20 protein-coding genes and 1 tRNA gene are annotated in these 18,957 nt (G+C 62.4%); 6 read left to right on the top strand and 15 right to left on the bottom strand.

Going from position 1 to position 18,957, the window contains the following annotated elements; translation table 11 throughout:
* Window positions 1-38: 38 nt before the first annotated feature.
* A complete protein-coding gene (gene ahcY / locus ACODR8_RS16200; RefSeq protein ID WP_119745775.1) occupies window positions 39-1,457 on the bottom strand; it encodes an adenosylhomocysteinase in 1,419 nt (472 codons plus the stop codon).
* A gap of 155 nt (window positions 1,458-1,612) precedes the next feature.
* A complete protein-coding gene (locus tag ACODR8_RS16195; protein ID WP_489008223.1) occupies window positions 1,613-2,173 on the bottom strand; it encodes a YqgE/AlgH family protein in 561 nt (186 codons plus the stop codon).
* Window positions 2,174-2,293: 120 nt separating this feature from the next.
* Here ACODR8_RS16195 and ACODR8_RS16190 point away from each other — a divergent pair, with 120 nt between their 5' ends.
* Together ACODR8_RS16190 and ACODR8_RS16185 are read left to right on the top strand one after the other, a co-directional pair.
* Window positions 2,294-2,776 carry a peroxiredoxin gene (locus ACODR8_RS16190; protein WP_489008222.1) on the top strand — a complete coding sequence of 161 codons (483 nt, stop codon included), beginning with the start codon at window positions 2,294-2,296 and terminating at the stop codon, window positions 2,774-2,776.
* A gap of 74 nt (window positions 2,777-2,850) precedes the next feature.
* A complete protein-coding gene (locus ACODR8_RS16185) occupies window positions 2,851-4,305 on the top strand; it encodes an AMP nucleosidase (RefSeq protein WP_489008221.1) in 1,455 nt (484 codons plus the stop codon).
* Here ACODR8_RS16185 and ACODR8_RS16180 read toward each other — a convergent pair whose 3' ends face one another.
* The 9 genes from ACODR8_RS16180 to ACODR8_RS16140 form a co-directional block, all read right to left on the bottom strand.
* On the bottom strand, window positions 4,306-5,457 hold the full coding sequence (locus tag ACODR8_RS16180; protein WP_489008220.1) for a GGDEF domain-containing protein: 1,152 nt from the start codon (window positions 5,455-5,457) through the stop codon (window positions 4,306-4,308).
* A gap of 31 nt (window positions 5,458-5,488) precedes the next feature.
* Window positions 5,489-7,366, bottom strand: coding sequence for a M2 family metallopeptidase (locus ACODR8_RS16175; protein ID WP_489008219.1), 1,878 nt, complete (start codon window positions 7,364-7,366; stop codon window positions 5,489-5,491).
* A gap of 54 nt (window positions 7,367-7,420) precedes the next feature.
* On the bottom strand, window positions 7,421-8,182 hold the full coding sequence (locus ACODR8_RS16170) for an alpha/beta fold hydrolase (protein WP_489008218.1): 762 nt from the start codon (window positions 8,180-8,182) through the stop codon (window positions 7,421-7,423).
* 72 nt (window positions 8,183-8,254) lie between these two features.
* Window positions 8,255-8,431, bottom strand: coding sequence for a type II toxin-antitoxin system VapC family toxin (locus tag ACODR8_RS16165; protein ID WP_489008217.1), 177 nt, complete (start codon window positions 8,429-8,431; stop codon window positions 8,255-8,257).
* A gap of 29 nt (window positions 8,432-8,460) precedes the next feature.
* Window positions 8,461-8,682, bottom strand: a complete 222-nt coding sequence (locus ACODR8_RS16160; protein WP_489008216.1) for a type II toxin-antitoxin system VapC family toxin — start codon at window positions 8,680-8,682, stop codon at window positions 8,461-8,463.
* Window positions 8,682-8,924 carry a FitA-like ribbon-helix-helix domain-containing protein gene (locus tag ACODR8_RS16155; protein WP_489008215.1) on the bottom strand — a complete coding sequence of 81 codons (243 nt, stop codon included), beginning with the start codon at window positions 8,922-8,924 and terminating at the stop codon, window positions 8,682-8,684. The genes ACODR8_RS16160 and ACODR8_RS16155 overlap by 1 nt, the downstream gene beginning before the upstream one ends.
* A 45-nt stretch (window positions 8,925-8,969) precedes the next feature.
* Window positions 8,970-9,995, bottom strand: coding sequence for an aspartate-semialdehyde dehydrogenase (locus ACODR8_RS16150; protein ID WP_119745791.1), 1,026 nt, complete (start codon window positions 9,993-9,995; stop codon window positions 8,970-8,972).
* 145 nt (window positions 9,996-10,140) lie between these two features.
* Window positions 10,141-12,369, bottom strand: coding sequence for a S9 family peptidase (locus tag ACODR8_RS16145; protein WP_489008258.1), 2,229 nt, complete (start codon window positions 12,367-12,369; stop codon window positions 10,141-10,143).
* Between the two features lie 118 nt (window positions 12,370-12,487).
* Window positions 12,488-12,562: transfer RNA gene (locus ACODR8_RS16140), tRNA-Val, on the bottom strand.
* Window positions 12,563-12,702: 140 nt separating this feature from the next.
* Here ACODR8_RS16140 and ACODR8_RS16135 point away from each other — a divergent pair.
* Window positions 12,703-12,819 (top strand): entericidin A/B family lipoprotein, encoded by a 117-nt coding sequence (locus tag ACODR8_RS16135; protein WP_489008214.1) that lies wholly within the window; start codon window positions 12,703-12,705, stop codon window positions 12,817-12,819.
* Between the two features lie 14 nt (window positions 12,820-12,833).
* On the opposite strand, the gene ACODR8_RS16130 is transcribed toward ACODR8_RS16135, so the two are convergent.
* Complete coding sequence (locus ACODR8_RS16130; RefSeq protein ID WP_217672343.1) at window positions 12,834-13,022, bottom strand: hypothetical protein; 189 nt, start codon at window positions 13,020-13,022, stop codon at window positions 12,834-12,836.
* A gap of 173 nt (window positions 13,023-13,195) precedes the next feature.
* Between ACODR8_RS16130 and hslV the strand changes: the two genes are divergently transcribed.
* Together hslV and hslU are read left to right on the top strand one after the other, a co-directional pair.
* Window positions 13,196-13,762 (top strand): ATP-dependent protease subunit HslV, encoded by a 567-nt coding sequence (gene hslV, locus ACODR8_RS16125; RefSeq protein ID WP_294134751.1) that lies wholly within the window; start codon window positions 13,196-13,198, stop codon window positions 13,760-13,762.
* A 104-nt stretch (window positions 13,763-13,866) separates the two neighbouring features.
* Window positions 13,867-15,168 (top strand): ATP-dependent protease ATPase subunit HslU, encoded by a 1,302-nt coding sequence (hslU, locus tag ACODR8_RS16120; protein ID WP_489008213.1) that lies wholly within the window; start codon window positions 13,867-13,869, stop codon window positions 15,166-15,168.
* Between the two features lie 110 nt (window positions 15,169-15,278).
* On the opposite strand, the gene proS is transcribed toward hslU, so the two are convergent.
* The 3 genes from proS to phaR all read right to left on the bottom strand — a co-directional run bounded on the left by proS (window position 15,279) and on the right by phaR (window position 17,825).
* A complete protein-coding gene (proS, locus tag ACODR8_RS16115; protein WP_489008212.1) occupies window positions 15,279-16,805 on the bottom strand; it encodes a proline--tRNA ligase in 1,527 nt (508 codons plus the stop codon).
* An 87-nt stretch (window positions 16,806-16,892) separates the two neighbouring features.
* On the bottom strand, window positions 16,893-17,237 hold the full coding sequence (locus tag ACODR8_RS16110; protein WP_489008211.1) for a hypothetical protein: 345 nt from the start codon (window positions 17,235-17,237) through the stop codon (window positions 16,893-16,895).
* Between the two features lie 6 nt (window positions 17,238-17,243).
* Window positions 17,244-17,825, bottom strand: coding sequence for a polyhydroxyalkanoate synthesis repressor PhaR (gene phaR, locus ACODR8_RS16105; protein ID WP_489008210.1), 582 nt, complete (start codon window positions 17,823-17,825; stop codon window positions 17,244-17,246).
* On the opposite strand from phaR, the gene ACODR8_RS16100 reads away from it, so the two are divergent.
* A complete protein-coding gene (locus ACODR8_RS16100) occupies window positions 17,824-18,912 on the top strand; it encodes an alpha/beta hydrolase (RefSeq protein ID WP_489008209.1) in 1,089 nt (362 codons plus the stop codon). The two genes, phaR and ACODR8_RS16100, sit on opposite strands and share 2 nt — an antisense overlap.
* Window positions 18,913-18,957: the final 45 nt, after the last annotated feature.

Here is an 18,957-nt window from a genome sequence, read left to right as displayed (position 1 = left end):
AAAAAGGGGGAAGGCATCGCCCTCCCCCTTTTGCCTGATCAGTAGCGGTAATGGTCGGGCTTGAACGGCCCTTCGACCGGCACGCCGATATAGTCGGCCTGTTTCTGGCTCAGCTTGGTGAGCTTCACGCCCAGCTTTTCCAGATGCAGTTCGGCGACCTTCTCGTCCAGATGCTTGGGCAGGACATAGACCTCATTCTTATACTGCTCGCTCTTGGTCCACAGCTCGATCTGCGCCAGCGTCTGGTTGGTGAAGCTGGCCGACATGACGAAGCTGGGGTGGCCGGTGGCATTGCCCAGATTGACCAGACGGCCCTTCGACAGGACGATGATCTTCTTGCCATCGGGGAATTCGACCTCGTCCACCTGCGGCTTGATCTCGGTCCATTTGAAGTTCTGGAGGCCCGCAATCTCGATCTCGCTGTCGAAATGGCCGATGTTGGACACGATCGCCATATTCTTCATCGCGCGCATATGATCGACGGTCAGGACGCCTTCATTGCCGGTCGCGGTGACGAAAATGTCGGCGCGCGGGGCGGCCTCTTCCATCGTCACGACTTCATAGCCTTCCATCGCCGCCTGCAACGCGCAGATCGGATCGACTTCGGTCACCAGCACGCGCGCGCCACCGTTGCGGAGCGAAGCGGCCGAGCCCTTGCCGACGTCACCAAAGCCAGCGACGCAGGCGACCTTGCCGGCCAGCATAACGTCGGTGCCGCGACGGATCGCGTCGACCAGCGATTCCTTGCAGCCGTAAAGATTGTCGAACTTCGACTTGGTGACACTGTCATTCACGTTGATGGCGGGGAAAGGCAGCTTGCCCTTCTTGGCCAGCTCATAGAGGCGATGCACGCCGGTGGTGGTTTCTTCCGACACACCCTTGATGGCGGCGACCGTCTTGGTCAGGAAGCCGGGACGTTCGGCAAGAACGCGCTTCAGCACCGAACAGAAGATTTCTTCTTCCTCGTTCGACGGGGTGAACAGCTCTTCTCCCGCCTCGACCCGCGCGCCCCACAGGGCGAACATGGTGGCGTCGCCGCCATCGTCCAGGATCATGTTGCACACGCCCGACGGATCATTGTGCCAGTCGAAGATGCGTTCGACATAGTCCCAATATTCCTGCAGCGTTTCGCCCTTGATGGCGAACACCGGCACGCCCGACGCGGCGATCGCGGCGGCGGCATGATCCTGCGTCGAATAGATGTTGCAGGTCGCCCAGCGAACCTGCGCGCCCAGCGCGGTCAGCGTTTCGATCAGCACGGCGGTCTGGATCGTCATATGCAGCGACCCGGTTATGCGCGCGCCTTTCAGCGGCTGCGACGGGCCGAATTCCGCACGCAGGGCCATCAGGCCCGGCATTTCGGTTTCGGCGATATCCATTTCCTTGCGGCCAAAATCGGCCAGGGCGATATCGGCGATCACATAATCCTGCGCCAGGGTGGCGGAAGCGGTGGCCACGGTCGTGTCTCCGTAAACTTGAAATGATGCCTGTACCGCTGGAAAAAAAGTCCGGGCGGCGGCGATGGCAAGCGCTTTACCAACCGCCGCCGCCCGTGGCAACTCAATATAAAGATTTCTTTATGTGCTAGCGCTATTGGCCATCGGAAGCCGCGTCAGGCCGACCCGGCCCCGCGGACCAGATGCGACGAATCGACGCCGGCCGCCGCATAGGATGCGGCCCATTTGCGATGGGCCGGTACGTCGAACAGCAAGTCCGCCTTGCCCGGCGCCAGGAACCAGCTGTCGCTCGTCATCTCGCGTTCTAGCTGTCCCGACCCCCATCCGGCATAGCCCAGCGCGACGAGATAGCGGCTTGGTCCCCGCCCCTGCGCAATCGCTTTCAATATGTCGAGCGAGCCGGACAGGCCCCATTGCCCGCCGACCTGCACCATATCCTGACCCGACCAGTCGAGCGAATGGAGAACGAAACCGCGTCGCGGCTCGACCGGACCGCCGCGCAGCACCGGCCTGTCGGGAATTGCGCTGCCATCGATATCGAAGCTGTCGAGCAGGCCATGCAGGCTCACCCCCTCCATCTCCTCCCCAACCGCAATGCCCATCGCGCCGTCGGCGTCATGGACGCACAGCGCGACCACGCTATGATCGAAGCGCAGGTCAGCCATGCCGGGAAGCGCGAGCAGAAAATGCCCGCCGAAAAAAGTCGTCTGGTCCATGATCGGAATATAGACAAAGACAGGGTGATGCCAAGGATCAGGCAGCATATTCCGTCCCGGCTCTTGACAGTGCGCCCGGCAGCAACGACCTGCGCCATCGTCAGTTTTAGGAGAAGATGCATGACCATTACCAAAGGCGACCGCCTTCCCAGCACGACCTTCACGAAGATGACGGAAAATGGCCCGGAGGCCGTGCCGTCGGATGAATATTTCGCGGGCCGGACCGTTGCGGTCTTTTCCGTTCCCGGCGCGTTTACGCCGACCTGTTCGGCCAAGCATCTGCCCGGCTTCATCGACAAGGCCGACGCACTCAAGGGCAAGGGCGTCGATGAAATCGCCTGCACCGCCGTCAACGACGCCTTCGTCATGGGCGCATGGGGCAAGTCTGCCGGTGCCGATGGCAAGGTGACGATGCTGGCCGATGGCAATGGCGATTTCGCGCAGGCCGTGGGCCTGACCATGGATGGCAGCAAATTCGGCCTGGGCCAGCGCGGCCAGCGTTTCTCGATGATCGTCAAGGACGGTGTCGTGGCCGAACTCAATGTCGAAGCCCCCGGCGACTTCAAGCTGTCGTCGGCCGACCATATGCTGGGCCAGCTCTGACTCGAAAAGGTCGGCGCGCGTTTTTGATCGCGCGCCGACTTTCATCCGTCACGCAACTGCGGTAACAGGGGGCGATGACACAAAGCATCGGCAGCGCCACGGTCGCGCAACTGGACCGCCTCTACCAGACATCCATCGACACATTGCGCGACGCCATGCGTGCTTATGGCCGAGACGGCAGCATACCGCCGCCGCAAGCTCGGCAAGACCAGCGTTTCTGCTATCCCGAATTGCGGATCATCTATCATGGGGACAGCGACGCGCCGCCGCCCGGTCGTTCCTTCGCCCGCCTGTCCAAGCCAGGCCGTTACGTCACCACCATCACCCGTCCCGCGATGTTTGCCGAATATCTCGCCGAACAGATCGACCTGCTCGTCCGCGACTATGGAGTGACGGTCGAAACGGGCTTGAGCGACCAGGAAATCCCCTTTCCCTATGTGCTGGACGGGCTGGACATGGGCGCGCTTGACGGTACGCCGCCGACCGAACTGGCGCGATATTTCCCCACGACCGAACTGGCCGAGATTGGCGACGAGATTGCCGATGGCCTCTTCATGCCCGATGCGGATGGCGATCGGCCGCTGGCACTGTTCGACGGGCTGCGCACGGACTTTTCGCTCGCGCGCCTCAAACATTATACCGGCACGCCCGCCGATCATGTGCAAAGCTACATATTGTTCACCAACTATCATCGCTATGTGGATGAATTTGTCGCCTGGGCCTGCGCGGAATTACAGCGGGAGGGTAGCCGCTTCACCGCGCTGTCGGGCGCAGGCGGCGTCTATGTGACCCCGGAAACGGCCGATCCGGCGCAGATGATCGCCGACAGCGCCTGGCGCAAGCATCAGATGCCAGCCTATCATCTGATCGCGCCCGACGGCAGCGGCATCACGCTGGTCAATATTGGCGTCGGCCCATCCAATGCCAAGACGATCTGCGATCATCTGGCCGTCTTGCGGCCCGAAGCCTGGCTGATGATCGGCCATTGCGGCGGGCTGCGGCCCAGCCAGCGGATCGGCGACTATGTACTGGCGCACGCCTATCTGCGCGATGACAAGGTGCTGGACGCCATGCTCCCGCCCGAAATCCCGGTCCCGGCCATCGCCGAAGTGCAGGTGGCGATGGCGCAGGCGGCAGAAGCGGTATTGGGCGGTCGCGACCCGGAAGATTTCAAGCGTCGGCTGCGAACCGGCACGGTCGTCACCACCGACGATCGCAACTGGGAATTGCGCTATTCCAGCTCGGCCCTGCGCTTCAGCCTGTCGCGAGCAGTCGGCATCGACATGGAATCGGCGACCATCGCGGCGCAAGGCTATCGGTTCCGCGTCCCCTATGGCACGCTGCTGTGCGTATCCGACAAGCCGATCCACGGCGAACTCAAGCTGCCAGGGCAGGCCAATCGCTTCTATGAAGAAGCGATTGCCAGCCATTTGCGCGTCGGCCTCATGACCTGCGAATTGCTGCGTGAAGGGGGCGCGAAACTGCACAGCCGCAAGCTGCGTGCGTTCAACGAACCGCCATTCCGATGATCAGTCGGCGGCGCGCCAGATAGCAACGCGATCCTTGCCGTCGCGCTTGGCATCGTAGAGCGCGGCGTCGGCACGGGCGACCATATCGTCCAGTTGTTCGTCGCCCGCTTGCAATTCCGCCACGCCAAAACTGGCGCGCAGGTGGACCTGTGGTGCGCGGGGCAAGGTCAGGCAGGTGATTTCGGCGCGCACCCGCTCCATGACGTCAGCGGCGGCGGCGGCGGCGGTCTCCACCAGCAGCAGGCCGAATTCATCGCCGCCCATGCGCGCAACAATGTCGCCGCGCCGGACCGCGCTGGTCAGCAACTGGGCAAAACCGCGCAAGGCAGCGTCCCCGGCGATATGGCCATGACCGTCATTCAGCGCCTTGAACCCGTCCAGATCGCATACCACCAGCGCCAGCGGCCGATTGTAACGCCGGGCATTGGCGATGGCGCGCGCCGCCGCCTCGTCCAGCCCGCGCCGGTTGAGGACGTTGGTCAGCGGATCATGCCGCATCTGTCGCCGCAACTGATGCGCCAGATCACCCGCCACGACCATCACCGCTGCGACGCCCATGCCGACATAGAGGGACGGCAGGCCAAGACCCAATATCGCGCGATAGGTTGCCAGTCCCGTCGCCGGAGGCTTCCCCCAACTGCTGGCGGCGCTGAACACCAAAGCCGATTCAAACAGCGCGAACAGCAGGAACATGGTGAAAAACGCCATTTCAGGTGTGTTGAAACGACGTTCGCGCGGCCAGAGTGCGGCGGCCGAACACAGCATCAATATGCTGACATAGCCCGGCACGATCATGCCCTGAAGCGATCGATCGTGGGTCATCGCTGCGTAAATGCCGCCGACAGCCACGACCGATCCCGCGCCGATCATCAGCGGCCATGGCACACTCTGTCCCGACCGCTGGCGCACGCCCGCCACGACCAGCGTGCCGCTGATCACGATGCACACCGCTGCCAGCGCCATGAGCGGCCCGCTTTTCAGGGCAATGCCACCCGCATTGGCAACCCATTGCACCATCGCCGCACCATAGGAGAGCGCCCAGCTCAACACATGACGCTGTCGCCCGAAGTGTAGCCACGCCACGCCCATCGCCAGCGCCATGATGACGCTGGTGAAGAAGAGCAAAGCAATGATGATGATCGCCGGGTCCACGGGCCGGCCCTTTACTGACTTTACTTGGCGATTACCAGCCGCAAGACTTGCCCTTATTCTGCTGGACCAGCCATTTCTGCAACGGCGCGAAATAGGCGGTCATCGCCTTGCCTGAAATCTCGCGCGTGCCGGTAAATGCCTGCAACGCATCGGGCCAGGGCTTGGAAGCGCCCATTTCCAGCATCGCATTGAGTTTGGCCCCTACGTCTTTGTTTCCATAGAAGGAACAGCGGTGGAGCGGCCCCTTCCAGCCCGCCTGTTTGCAGGCCGCTTCGTAAAATTGCTGCTGCAAAATACCCGCCAGGAAATAGCGGGTATAAGGCGTGTTTCCGGGAATATGGAACTTGGCGCCCGCATCGAACTTCGTTTCATCGCGGGACACGGGCGGGACGATGCCCTGATACTGGCGGCGCAGGTCCGTCCAGCCCTTTTCATACTGGCTTTGCGGGATCGTGCCGCTGAACACACCCCAGCGCCACTTGTCGACCAGCAGGCCGAACGGCAGGAAAGCGACCTTGTCCATCGCCTGCCGCAGCAACAGGCCGATGTCCTTGTCCGGTCCCGGCACCTTGGCAGCATCCAGCAGGCCGATCTTCACCAGATAGTCCGGCGTGATCGACAGGGCGACAAAATCGCCGATCGCTTCATGGAAACCATCATTGGCGCCGTCCAGATAGAGCGGCTTCTGCTTCTGATAGGCGCGCTGGTAATAATTATGGCCCAGTTCGTGATGGATGGTCACGAAGTCGTCGCTATTGACCTTCGTACACATTTTGACGCGAATATCGTCCTTATTGTCCAGGTCCCAGGCCGACGCATGGCAGACGACTTCGCGGTCCAGCGGCTTGATGAACTGGGTCCGGTCCCAGAAGGTCGCGGGCAGCGGCGCAAAGCCCAGCGAGGAATAGAAACCCTCGCCAATCTTGAACATCTGCTTTTCCCAATAGCCGCGACGCTGCTGTTCGGGCGTGTCGGGGGTATCGACCTGACCGGGGCGGGTTTCGACATAGCCCTTGGCCTTCAGCAATTCGCCCACATCATAACCCAGATCGCCCGCCCCTTTGGGCGCCACGACATCATAGATATTGCCCCAGGATTGCGCCCACATATTGCCGAGAAGGTCGGCACGGATCGGACCGGATGCAGGCTGCACCGCATCGCCATATTTCTCGTTCAGCTTGGTGCGGGTGTAGCAATGCAGCTGGTCATAGAGCGGCTTGACCTCTGCCCATATCTTGTCGGTCAGCTTGGCGAAATCATCGGCGGGCATGTCATATTTGGACCGCCACATCGCGCCGGTATCGGCAAAGCCCAATTCCTTGGCCCCGGCATTGGCGATATCGAACAGCTTGGCATAATCGCCCCGCATCGGCGCGCCGACATTGTCGTGCCAACTGACCCACATTTCCTTCAGCTCTTCGGGGTTACGGTTATTTCCCATCTGCTCTTCAATGTCGCTGCCGTTGATCGGCTGCCCTTTCAGCGTCCCCTTCCCCTTGCCATAGGCGGACTGGAGCCGGGTCGCGAGGTCGTTGAGTTCCTGCGCTGCGCCCGGCGCTGTCGGCGCGGGCAGCGTCAGCGCGGTGCGCAACAGGTCCAGGCGGCGCCTGGTTTCCACTGACAGGCCCGGCGCGGTCGCATATTTGGCGGCTTCCAGCGCGTAATCGACATTCATCGACGTGCGGATCGCCCCGAAATAGGCGGCGACCGCGTCGCTATCATCGCTCAGATAGGTGGAATTGACCCAGTCGGCGCGGCTGGAGATCAGCGAATGATCGAACATCGCCTTTTCCGCCTTGGCGAGGAAGGCTTCGGCCTCAGCTGCGGTGGGCGCAGGAGCCTGCTGGGCAAGGACAGGCGATGCAGTAAGCGCGGCCGCAAGTGCGGCAAGCGAGATGGCGATTTTCATGGGAATTCCCCTCATAGGCTTATGAAGGGAAGGTGACTTGGCCGGGCGATACAGTCAAGCGGTCAGGAAATCGACCATCGCCTGCCCCATTTCCTTGCGGGTGACGGCGTTCATATGATTGCCCGGTATCTCGACATAGCGACCGTTGGGCAGCAGGTCGGCCAGTTCCTGCGCCACGCCATTGTCCCGGTCGTCCGCGCCGCAGATGATTTCGGTCGGCTGCTGGATCGCCGCGATCGTGTCGCGCGGCGTATCGACAAAGGTGTTCAGGATATGCAGCATCGCCACCGGATCGCCCTTGGTGGTCTTGAGGAAAGCCTCCGTCATCCATTCCGACGTGCCACGCTCGAACGTGCCGAGGTTATTGAGGACATTCCTGTAATAGCCGCCCTTGTCGAGCGTCTGCACCAGCCCGCGCAACCCCATGCCCGCCAGGATCACACGGCGCGGCGTCGCCCCGCGCGCCAGCATCCGCACACTCGTCCGCGCACCCAGCGAATAGCCGCCCAGATCATAGTCAGTCAGTTCCAGCTGCTCGACCAAAGCCAGCCCGTCATCGGTCAGCGCGTCCGGCGGATAGGCGGCGATATCGTGCGGCTTCCCGCTCTCCCCATGACCGCGCAGGTCCGGCATGATCAGGCGAAAACCGGCCTCGACCAGTTTCGCGGCATGGCCGTAGCGAATCCAGTTGGTGTAAGCGTTGGAGAAATAACCGTGAATCAGCACCAGATCGCGACCTTGCCCGACCATATGCACCGCGATCGGCAGGCCATCGAAACCTTTGATCTCATGGCGTTCGATCGGCAGGTCGGTCATCGTGGCAAATCCTTATTCGGCGGCGGCTTGCCGATATGGCGTCAGGCGCGGCGGCGCAAGAGCGCTGTCCTGTCATTCCGCCCAGGAAGAGCGATCCATCAACCCCGAAACCAGCGCTGTAAAAGGCGTGTCAGCACAGCGCCGGACCAGCCTGCGGTCAGCGGTGACCACAACCGTTTCCAGCATCTCGGCGGTGGCGAGGAAGAAGCAGTCATAGGCGGGATGATCCAGCGCCAGACTGATCGCCATCGCGCGATCGGCCAGTTGTCCGGTCGGGATCAGGTCGACAAGATCGCCACGGCTTCGCGCGCCTGTGCTGCATCAATTTCCTGCGCGCGCACCTTCTTCCACATCACATTGGCGAATTCGGCGGTCAGCAGGTCCGGCGCGATCAGCCGACGCGGCAGCAGCGTAAGCGCCACGGTCGTTTCAGCAGACATCGCCGGATCGTCACTGCCGACGACCCAGCGGGCCGCCACGCTGGTATCCACCACCAGCATCAGGGGCGATCATCATCCCGGAGCAAATCTTCGGCAGGTGTCTGCCGGACATGTTTCGGCGTCATTGCCCTGATGGTTTCGAGGCGCGTGAGCGTCGCGTGCAGGCGCTCACGCGTCATCGGTCGCCCGCGCGCCAGCGCTTCACGCAGTTCCGCTTCCAGTGAACGCTGGTTACGCGCCGCCAGTTCGCGATAGGCCGCGATCAGGCTGTCGTCGAGATTACGGATAAGAACCTGGCCCATGCGGCCATGCTATCATCATGATAGCATGGCCGCAAGGAATCAGGCTCAGCCCTTCTTGAGGTGGCGACGGCCCAGCAGTTCGGCGATCTGCACCGCGTTCAGCGCTGCGCCCTTGCGCAGATTGTCGCTGACGCACCAGAGCGAAATGCCGCTGTCAACCGTCGGGTCCTCACGCACGCGGCTGATGAAGGTCGCGAAGTCGCCGACACATTCGATCGGGGTGATGTAGCCGCCATCCTCGCGCTTATCGACCAGCATGATGCCGGGGGCTTCACGCAGGATGTCCTGCGCTTCCTTGGCGGAGATTTCCTTCTCGAACTCGATGTTGATCGCTTCGGAGTGCCCCACGAATACTGGCACGCGTACGCAGGTGGCGGTCAGCTTGATCTTGGGATCGAGGATCTTCTTGGTTTCCGCCACCATCTTCCATTCTTCCTTGGTCGACCCATCGTCCAGGAAAACGTCGATATGCGGGATCACGTTGAAGGCGATCTGCTTGGTGAACTTCTTGGCTTCGGCCGGATCGCCCACGAAGATGTTGCGCGACTGTTCGAACAACTCGTCCATGCCCGCCTTGCCCGCGCCGGACACCGACTGATAGGTCGATACGACCACGCGCTTGATGATCGCGGCGTCATGCAGCGGCTTCAAAGCCACCACCATCTGCGCGGTCGAGCAGTTGGGGTTGGCGATGATATTCTTCTTCTTGTAGCCGTCGATCGCGTCCGGGTTCACTTCGGGCACGATCAGCGGCACGTCCGGGTCCATGCGGTAGAGCGAGCTATTGTCGATCACGACACAGCCGGCTGCCGCCGCCTTGGGCGCATATTCAGCGGTCGGGCCGCTGCCCGCGGCGAACAGGGCGATGTCCCAGCCGGTAAAGTCGAAATGTTCGATATTCTGGCATTTGATCGTCTTGCCGCTGTCACCGAAATCGACGGTCAGCCCCTGCGAGCGCGACGATGCGACCGCGGCGATCTCGTCAATCGGGAACTCGCGCTCGGCGAGAATGGTCAGCATTTCGCGGCCCACATTCCCGGTGGCACCTACGACGACGACCCTGTAACCCATGACTGAACACTCCACTCCGATGCAGATATAACGGAGTGCGCGCCATAGCGGCGTTGCGTCATTTGTCCAGTGGCAAGCCGTTTGTTGCGCGAAAGGCCAGCTTTTGACGCTGGACGTTGCCGGGATCCGGCAACGTCCTTGTCGCTTATGGCTTGGTTGCGTCAGGCGACACGCCGCGCCGAGCCAGGAAATCCTCGATCGTACGCCACAGATGGACGCTGATCCCCGGCCCGCCGACGCGGTGGGTCTGGCCGGGATAGGCCATCATCTCGAACGGCACCGCCGCGCCCTGCATCTTCGCCATCAACGCGGTGGCATTGTCGAACACGACATTATCGTCCGACATGCCGTGGATCAGCAGCAGTGGATCGCTGATCTTCACCGCCTCCTCGATCGCGCCGGACGCCGGATAGGCACTCACCTTGTCCTGCGGCATCCCCAGATAGCGTTCGGTATAATGGGTGTCATATAACTCCCACTTCGTCACCGGCGCGCCCGCCACCGCCGCAGCGAATATGCCCGGTGCCTTCTCCAACAGCTTCAGCGACATATAGCCGCCATAGGACCAGCCATAGGTGGCAATCCGCTTGGGATCGACGAACGGCTGGGCCTTGAGCCAATCCACGCCCGCCAGTTGGTCCGCCACCTCGACCGTCCCCATGGCGCGGTAGAGGTGATCCTCGAACGCCTTGCCACGATCGGGCGTGCCGCGATTGTCGATCGCAAAGACGATCCAGCCCCGGTCGACCAGATATTGGTTCAGCGCACCGGACCAGGTGTTCGTCACCTGCCGTCCGCCCCCCGGCCCGCCATAATGGATCATGAACACGGGATAGCGTTTCCCCGGCTCGATCGTCGGGGTCATGATCTTGGTATAGAGCGTCGTGCCATCCTTGGCCCTGATCGTGCCGAACCGGGTTTTGACATGGCTTGCCAGATAGGGCGCATAGGGATGATCGCCCTTAAGCGCGTTTTCGGACAACCATTGCAACTGCTTGCCGCTACTGTCGGCCAGATAGACCTGCTTGGGCTGATCGCTATTCTGGCGGGTGATGACGACCCGGCTGGCCTTGCCATCCATCACCGCGTCATTCCACCAGCCGCTGGTCGTGATCTGACGCGGCGGCGCGGACTTGCCGATCGGCGCGCTGTAAAGCTGCTGCTCCAGCGGCGTTTCGCGATTGCCGGTGAAATAGACCAGCCCGGCCTTCTCATCGACCGCCACCAGCGTTTTGACCTCCCAGTCGCCGCTGGTCAGCGCCGTCCACTTGCCATCGTGAACCCGGTAGAGATGGCCATGGCCGCTTTTTTCCGACCACCAGAGGAAATCGCCGCCAGCCAGCGGATGGAAATTGTCGCTGAGGTTGATCCAGCTTTTGGCGGTTTCAGTGAGGACGACCTTCGCCTTGCCGGTAGTAGGATCGACCGCCAGCAGATCGAGCCGCTTCTGGTCGCGCGTCTCGCGCTGGACATAGAGGGTGCGCCCATCCTTCGCCCAGTCGACCCGCGCCAGATAAATGTCGCGGTCCGGCCCCAGATCAACCTTCACCTGCCCCGACCCGTCCGGCTTCATGACATAGAGATCGAAGATCGCATTGGGTGTCCCGGCAGCAGGATAGCGCTGCTGATAGACCTTCGTCCCCTCCCCGCCGATCGCGGTGCGGGTGACGATGCCGACCGGACTTTCATCCACCCGCGCCACGGCGATCAGGGCATCGTCGGGCGACCACCAATAACCAGTCCGCCGGTCCATTTCCTCCTGCGCGACAAATTCGGCCACGCCCCAGCTGACCGTATCGCTGGCGCCCTGCGTTACCTGCCGCTCAGCTCCACCGATGCGTTGCACGAACAGATTGCCGCCGCGCACGAACGACACGAAGCCGCCCTTGGGACTGACCACGCCGTTGAGTTCACCATCGGGCGTGTCGGTCAGCCGCTGCACCTTGCCATCCAGCGCGGCGAGATAAAGATCGCCATCGACCGGCACCAAAATGCTCTTGCCATCGGGCGACCAGTCATAGCTGGTAATACCGCTGCTGCCCGCAACCGAGCGGTCCCGCTCCCGCTGCATCTTTTCCGCTTCGGACAGCTCTGCGCCGCTGCCGGTCTTGCGCGAATCGACCAGCATCCGCTGCTTGCCCGTGCGCGTGTCGATCGCCCACAGGTCGAGCCGCTCCTTCTCATCCGCGCGGGGCTTTAGCAGGGTGACGAGCGTGCCATCAGGCGACAATTTAAGCGCACGCGGCTGCGGCCCGGCCAGGTCGGGACTGGCAAAGACCCGTTCGAGCGTCAGCCTCTCCTGCGCCATGACAGGCGTGGCGGACAGCATGAGCAGCGCGCCAAAGGCTGCGCCGGATTTCCAATAGGGAGGCATCGACATCCTTTCAGGTCGGCGACCGCACGGGACGCCGGATCAAGGGCAAAGATTAGCCCGATGAGACTGAAAAGATCAATGGAGGGAAATAATCTGTCCCGGCCATGGCGCTTTGCCATGGTGGGCGCGGCAGGGATTGAACCTGCGACCCCACCCGTGTGAAGGGTGTGCTCTACCACTGAGCTACGCGCCCCCTGTCGGGAGGAGGCGGCCATTGGCATCGCTGGCGCGCCCTGTCAAGCGCGGGGGCATTCCGTCCCGCAAATTGCGCCTTTGCACTGCGTCGCGCTCACGCTTAAAACGGTCACACCGCAAATATGGAGTGACGGATTAATGCGTAAAGCGCTGCTTCTAATGATTTTGGCCACGCTGGCCGCGTGCAACACGGTGCAGGGTGTGGGTCGCGATATCGAGTCCGTCGGTCGCGCGGGCAAGGACGTAATGCGCTGACCAACTGGCAGAGATTATTGCAGGACGCGCCCGATGGCTGTCGCGTTTTTCCGCAAGCGGACGCCGTCGCAACCCGGTTCGCCACAGTTGCAGGCTTCGATCGTGTAGCGCACGCCACACATGACCAATATGTCATGATCGAAACTATAGTTGGAAATGCCCGCGCGCTCGACCTTTTCCTGAGCCATAGCCTTGAGAGTCATGCGAGTCCCCCCGTAAATGCGGACGCTGATAATTGATGTTGCGATGCACAATGTCAATTGATCGACATTTGTTCCTGGACGAATCGTCAAAATATTGTCGCCAAAATGCAACGCTTCGTCGTCGCTACTGAGGTGACTTGCACCACACGGCACAGCGTCCCATATGCCGCCCCATGAACGACCATAACAGCAGCGCCATGCCGGTCTGGCATGGCACCACCATCATGTCCGTGCGCAAGAATGGAAAGGTCGTCGTCGCTGGCGATGGCCAGGTTTCCATGGGCCAGACGGTGATGAAACCCAACGCCCGCAAGGTGCGCCGCCTGCATGACGGCAGCGTCATCGGCGGCTTTGCCGGGGCGACTGCCGACGCCTTCACCCTGTTCGAGCGGCTGGAGGCGAAGCTGGAGCGCCACAATGGCCAGTTGATGCGATCTGCCGTGGAACTGGCCAAGGACTGGCGCACCGACAAATATCTGCGCAATCTGGAAGCGATGATGATCGTCGCGGACAAGGATGTAACCCTGATCCTGACCGGCAATGGCGATGTGCTGGAGCCGGTGAACGGCGTGGCCGCGATCGGATCGGGCGGCAATTTCGCCCTCGCCGCCGCTCGCGCGCTGGTCGATTATGAAGCGGACGCTGAAACGCTGGCGCGCAAGGCCATGGCCGTGGCGGCGGACATCTGCGTCTATACCAATGATCAACTGACCATCGAAACCCTGGACAGCGCCGCGTAAATCCCCCTCCCGCTTGCGGGGAGGGGTTAGGGGAGGGCCTGTAACGGCGTTCCTCGACATGCCCTCCCCCGACCCCTCCCTTAAGGTAGGGGAGAAGGACCGAAATGAACGACAATCTGACCCCCAAAGCCATCGTCGCCGCGCTCGACGCCCATATCATCGGCCAGCACGACGCCAAGCGCGCCGTTGCTGTCGCCCTGCGCAACCGCTGGCGGCGCCAGCACCTGCCCGACGACCTGCGTGACGAGGTGACGCCCAAAAATATCCTGATGATCGGGCCGACCGGATGCGGCAAGACCGAGATCAGCCGTCGCCTTGCCAAGCTGGCCGACGCCCCCTTCGTCAAGGTCGAAGCGACCAAATTCACCGAAGTCGGCTATGTCGGCCGCGACGTCGAACAGATCGTCCGCGATCTGGTCGAGGAAGCCGTGCGCCTGGAAAAGGACCGCCGCCGCGAAGCGGTGCGCGAGGCCGCCTCCGAAGCCGCCATGACCCGCCTGCTCGATGCCCTGACTGGTAAGGAAGCCAGCGAGGCAACCCGCCTCTCCTTCCGCCAGAAGATCGAACAGCATCAGATGAACGATGTCGAGGTCGAGGTGGAAGTCGCCGACAGTCCCTCCATGCCGATGGAAATCCCCGGCATGGGCGGTCAGGTCGGCATGATCAACCTGTCGGACATGATGTCCAAGGCGTTTGGGCAGCAGCAGAAGAAGCGCCGCAAGATGCGTGTCGCCGATGCGTGGGACAAGCTGGTCGAGGAAGAGCAGGACAAGCGGCTGGATCAGGACGATGTCGCCCGCGTCGCCATCACCAGCGCCGAGCAGAATGGCATCGTATTCCTGGACGAGATCGACAAGATCGCGGTCAGCGACGTGCGCGGCGGATCGGTCAGCCGAGAGGGCGTGCAGCGCGACCTGCTGCCCCTGATCGAAGGCACGACCGTCTCGACCAAATATGGCCCGCTCAAGACCGACCATATCCTGTTCATCGCGTCCGGCGCGTTCCACGTCGCCAAGCCCAGCGACCTGCTGCCCGAACTTCAGGGCCGCCTGCCGATCCGCGTCGAGCTAAAGGCGCTGACCGAGGAGGATTTCGTTGCGATCCTGTCCGACACCAAGGCAAGCCTGGTGGCGCAATATCGCGCGCTGCTGGCGACCGAGGAAGTGACGATCGACCTGACCCCGGATGGCATCCGCGCGGTCGCCCGCATCGCCGCCGAAGTGAATGGCGAAGTCGAAAATATCGGCGCCCGCCGCCTCCAGACGGTCATGGAAAAGCTGCTGGAGGATGTGAGCTTCGAAGCCGAGGATCGCCGCGGCGAAACGCTGGTGATCGACGCTGCCTATGTCGAGAAGCAGTTGAGCGCGATCGCGCATGATACGGATTTGAGTAAATATGTGCTGTAGGCAAAGATAAATGTGTTCCCGCGCAGGCGGGAACCCAGTCCCGCCCCCGTTATCATACGCTACCGTTGGAACTGGGCTCCCGCCTGCGCGGGAGCACCTAATTTTTCGGCTTAATAACTCCGCCCTACCAGCACTCGCTCGACCGCCGTCTCGCCGGTAAACACGCACATCCCGTCCGCGGGTTCCGCATCGTTCGGCACATTGCGCAGCGTCAGCTTCTCGCCCTTGAGCCACTGCACCACCTTCTCCAGCGCTTCGCCGGTCGGCTTGGCCCATTGGACCAGCGCCCAGCCGGGCTTGGTGCTGGCGTTGAAATAGGCCTTGAGCGCATCGATGTTGGTGATCGACCGGTCGATGCTGCCGTCCAGTCGCGCCTTGGCGTCGGCAAACAGCGATGCCTGCACATCCTCCAGCATCGCCACCGCGCCCGCGACGAAGTCACCCTTGGCAACGATCTGGCTGTCCAGCTTGCCGTCGGCGCGATAAAGCCGGTCGCGGCGGATGACCGACACATTGCCGCCCGCGACATCGCGACCGCCCACCTCGATCACGATCGGCGCACCCTTCTTGACCCAGCCCCAGCGCTTGGTCGCCGCCTTGGCCGGGCGACGGTCGAGCAGCGCCCGCACTGGCTCGCGGAACACGTCGAGCGCGTTCAGCTGTGCCACCAGATCGGCGCAATAATCGACGATTGCGGCGTCCTCGTCCGTGTCGCGCAGCATCGGCACCACGACGACCTGATAGGGCGCAACGCGCGGCGGCACTCGCAAACCGTCATCGTCACCATGGACCATGATCAGGCCGCCTATCATCCGGGTCGACATGCCCCAGCTGGTCGTCTGCGCCAGTTCCTGCGCGCCTTCGCTATTCTGGAACTTGATATTCTGGGCCGCCGAGAAGGTCGTACCCAGAAAATGCGAGGTGCCGGCCTGCAATGCCTTGCCGTCCTGCATGATCGCTTCGATCGAGTAGGTGGCGACCGCGCCCGGGAAGCGCTCATTCTCCGGCTTCTCGCCCGCCACCACCGGCATGGCGACGCAATCCTCGGCAAAGCTGCGATAGACTTCCAGCATCTTCATCGTCTCTTCCATCGCCTCATCGACGGTGGCGTGAGCGGTGTGGCCTTCCTGCCAGAGGAATTCCGTGGTGCGCAGGAACATGCGGGTGCGCATTTCCCAGCGCACGACATTGGCCCACTGGTTGATCAGCACGGGCAGGTCGCGCCACGACTGGACCCAGCGGCTGAACGCTGCGCCGATCACCGTTTCCGACGTGGGGCGCACGACCAGCGGCTCCTCCAGCTTCGCTTCGGGATCGGGGACAAGCTTGCCGTCCTTCTGGATCAGCCGGTGATGGGTGACGACCGCCATTTCCTTGGCAAAGCCGTCGACATGCTCGGCTTCCTTCTCGAAATAGCTTAAGGGGATGAACAGCGGGAAGTAGCAATTTTCATGTCCCGTCGCCTTGATCCGCGCGTCGAGCAGGGTCTGGATGCGTTCCCAGATGCCATAGCCCCATGGCCGGATGACCATGCAGCCGCGCACGCCGCTTTCCTCGGCCAGGTCAGCCTCCGAAATGACGGCCTGATACCAGGCGGAGAAATCCTGCTCGCGGGTGACGGAAAGGGCGTGTTTCACGGGAATGGCTTGCCTGCTGTAGGGAATGGATCGGCGCGCAATAGGCCATGCGCGCTATCCCCGTCCACCCCCGACGCACATTGACCTTTAGCTAACGGCAACGCCCAGTTTTTCGAGCCAGGCGCGTGCCTGTTTCGGCTCGCCCGGCGCGTCCGACGCCACCGGGCCGCGCGCGGCGAGAAAGGACAGGTGCAGCGCAAACGGCTCCAGCCCCAATTGATCGCGCAGATTGTCGATGTCGGCGGCCAGCTCATCCAGCGCCGCGATGACCGGCGCGACCTTGGCACGCGCCTGCCGGTCGGGCTTATGGTCGAACAGACCCCAGACCCCGCCTGCCGTGACCTGAAGCGCAGCAATCAGCGCCGCGTCATAGTCGGTCTCCAGCTCGGCCCGCCGCACGTCCAGTCGTTCCAGCCGGTCGGCCTTCGCCATCGGGGGTCAGCCCAGCTTGTCGATCTTGGCATTGAGCGCGGCAAGCTGCGCCTTCAGCACCGCGATCTCATCGTCCTTTTCGGCTTCGGCCGGGGTCGCCACACCCGGAACGCCGGGGACACCCGGCATCAGCCCGCCAGCGCCCTTGAACGCGCTGGTTGCCGCCTCGAACATCTGCATGTTGCGCTTGGCGATCTCGGCTAGCGGACCGCCGCCGAACGCACCCTGCATCGCTTCCTGAAACTGCAACTGATTCTTGCGGAACGCATCCATCGACGCTTCGAGATATTGCGGCACCATCGACTGCATCGAATCGCCATACATGGAGATCAGCTGACGCAGGAAATTGACCGGCAGCATATTTTCGCCGCGCTGTTCTTCTTCCATGATGATCTGGGTCAGGACATTATGGGTAATGTCCTCGCCGCTCTTGGCGTCGACCACCGTGAATTCGCGGCCCTCGCGCGTCATCTGCGACAACAGGTCAAGGGTGATGTAACTGGACGTTTCGGTGTTATAAAGCCGCCGGTTAGCGTATTTCTTTATAACCACTGGCTCTGATTCATTAGCCGCTTTAGATTTGGCCATGGACACCTCTCCCGCACCTGCACACTCCTCAATAGCACAGGGCGTTGCCGCACCGCAACATGGCCCAAGGCCTTTACCCCTTTTTCTCAACATTTTATGGCGCGAAACAGAGGGCGATCCAGAGCTGCGCAAACGGGCCTTCATCGGCCTGCGCCGCTATCAACAGGCGCAGCGCCCGCTGCCCCCGCCTGCCCCCGCCAGCATGGCGCAGGTCGGTAGCGCGCGGTTGCTGCGCTATGGTGTTGATAATGGCCGCGCGCCGGTGGTTTTCGTACCCTCCCTGATCAATCCGCCCCAAGTGCTGGACCTGTCCGAACGCCGCTCTTTGCTGCGCCACATGGCCGCAGCAGGACATGAAGCCTGGCTGGTCGATTGGGGCAGTCCGTCGGCGCAGGAGGCGGCGATCGGGCTGGATGGCCATGTCACCGACCGGCTTTTGCCGCTGATCGCAGCACTGCCGCGCCCTCCCATATTGGTGGGCTATTGCCTGGGCGGCACGCTGGCGCTGGGGGCGGCTATGCTGCACCCGGTGCAGGCGGTGGCGACGATCGCTTCGCCCTGGCGATTCGACGGTTTCAGCGATGCCGACCGGCAGGACATCAGCGCCCTGTGGCGCGGCGCCAAGCCGATGTGCGATCGGCTGGGCTATGTGCCGATGGAGGTGCTGCAATCGGGGTTCTGGGCGATGGACCCAGCACGCACGATCCGCAAATTCGCCGCTTTTGCCGATGTCGCTGCGGGATCGGACGGGGAGCGTGCCTTCATGGCGGTGGAGGATTGGGCCAATGGCGGGCCACCGCTGACCTATGCGGCGGGACGCGATCTGTTCGATGACCTCTATGCCGGTAACGCCAGCGGAGAGGGGCTCTGGACCGTCGGGGGCCAGACAGTCGATCCGCACGCGCTTGCCTGCCCGACCCTGTCGATCCGCTCGACGACGGATCGCATCGTCCCTGCCGCCGCCTCGACCCAATTGGCTACAGACTGGCAATTCAAACTGGGTCATGTCGGCATGGTCGTGGGTGGGCAAGCGCGCGAAACGCTGTGGTTTCCTCTGTCCCAATGGCTTTCCAGTCATGGCGGATGATGCTATGTGCGCCTGCGAAAAGAGACCCCAATAATAGAGGATCGA

The sequence above is a fragment of the Sphingobium sp. FG58 genome, assembly GCF_057809055.1.
This window is presented reverse-complemented; position numbering and strand designations above follow the sequence as displayed.

What these genes read in the sequence shown, in the direction of transcription:
- ACODR8_RS16195 (WP_489008223.1), bottom strand. Translation starts at nt 2,173, where the DNA reads ATGGACCAGACGACTTTTTTCGGCGGGCATTTTCTGCTCGCGCTTCCC.
- ACODR8_RS16190 (WP_489008222.1), top strand. Translation starts at nt 2,294, where the DNA reads ATGACCATTACCAAAGGCGACCGCCTTCCCAGCACGACCTTCACGAAG.
- ACODR8_RS16185 (WP_489008221.1), top strand. Translation starts at nt 2,851, where the DNA reads ATGACACAAAGCATCGGCAGCGCCACGGTCGCGCAACTGGACCGCCTC.
- ACODR8_RS16175 (WP_489008219.1), bottom strand. Translation starts at nt 7,366, where the DNA reads ATGAAAATCGCCATCTCGCTTGCCGCACTTGCGGCCGCGCTTACTGCA.
- ACODR8_RS16170 (WP_489008218.1), bottom strand. Translation starts at nt 8,182, where the DNA reads ATGACCGACCTGCCGATCGAACGCCATGAGATCAAAGGTTTCGATGGC.
- ACODR8_RS16165 (WP_489008217.1), bottom strand. Translation starts at nt 8,431, where the DNA reads ATGGCGATCAGTCTGGCGCTGGATCATCCCGCCTATGACTGCTTCTTC.
- ACODR8_RS16160 (WP_489008216.1), bottom strand. Translation starts at nt 8,682, where the DNA reads ATGCTGGTGGTGGATACCAGCGTGGCGGCCCGCTGGGTCGTCGGCAGT.
- ACODR8_RS16155 (WP_489008215.1), bottom strand. Translation starts at nt 8,924, where the DNA reads ATGGGCCAGGTTCTTATCCGTAATCTCGACGACAGCCTGATCGCGGCC.
- ACODR8_RS16150 (WP_119745791.1), bottom strand. Translation starts at nt 9,995, where the DNA reads ATGGGTTACAGGGTCGTCGTCGTAGGTGCCACCGGGAATGTGGGCCGC.
- ACODR8_RS16145 (WP_489008258.1), bottom strand. Translation starts at nt 12,369, where the DNA reads ATGCCTCCCTATTGGAAATCCGGCGCAGCCTTTGGCGCGCTGCTCATG.
- ACODR8_RS16135 (WP_489008214.1), top strand. Translation starts at nt 12,703, where the DNA reads ATGCGTAAAGCGCTGCTTCTAATGATTTTGGCCACGCTGGCCGCGTGC.
- ACODR8_RS16130 (WP_217672343.1), bottom strand. Translation starts at nt 13,022, where the DNA reads ATGACTCTCAAGGCTATGGCTCAGGAAAAGGTCGAGCGCGCGGGCATT.
- hslV (WP_294134751.1), top strand. Translation starts at nt 13,196, where the DNA reads ATGAACGACCATAACAGCAGCGCCATGCCGGTCTGGCATGGCACCACC.
- hslU (WP_489008213.1), top strand. Translation starts at nt 13,867, where the DNA reads ATGAACGACAATCTGACCCCCAAAGCCATCGTCGCCGCGCTCGACGCC.
- ACODR8_RS16110 (WP_489008211.1), bottom strand. Translation starts at nt 17,237, where the DNA reads ATGGCGAAGGCCGACCGGCTGGAACGACTGGACGTGCGGCGGGCCGAG.
- ACODR8_RS16100 (WP_489008209.1), top strand. Translation starts at nt 17,824, where the DNA reads ATGGACACCTCTCCCGCACCTGCACACTCCTCAATAGCACAGGGCGTT.
- phaR (WP_489008210.1), bottom strand. Translation starts at nt 17,825, where the DNA reads ATGGCCAAATCTAAAGCGGCTAATGAATCAGAGCCAGTGGTTATAAAG.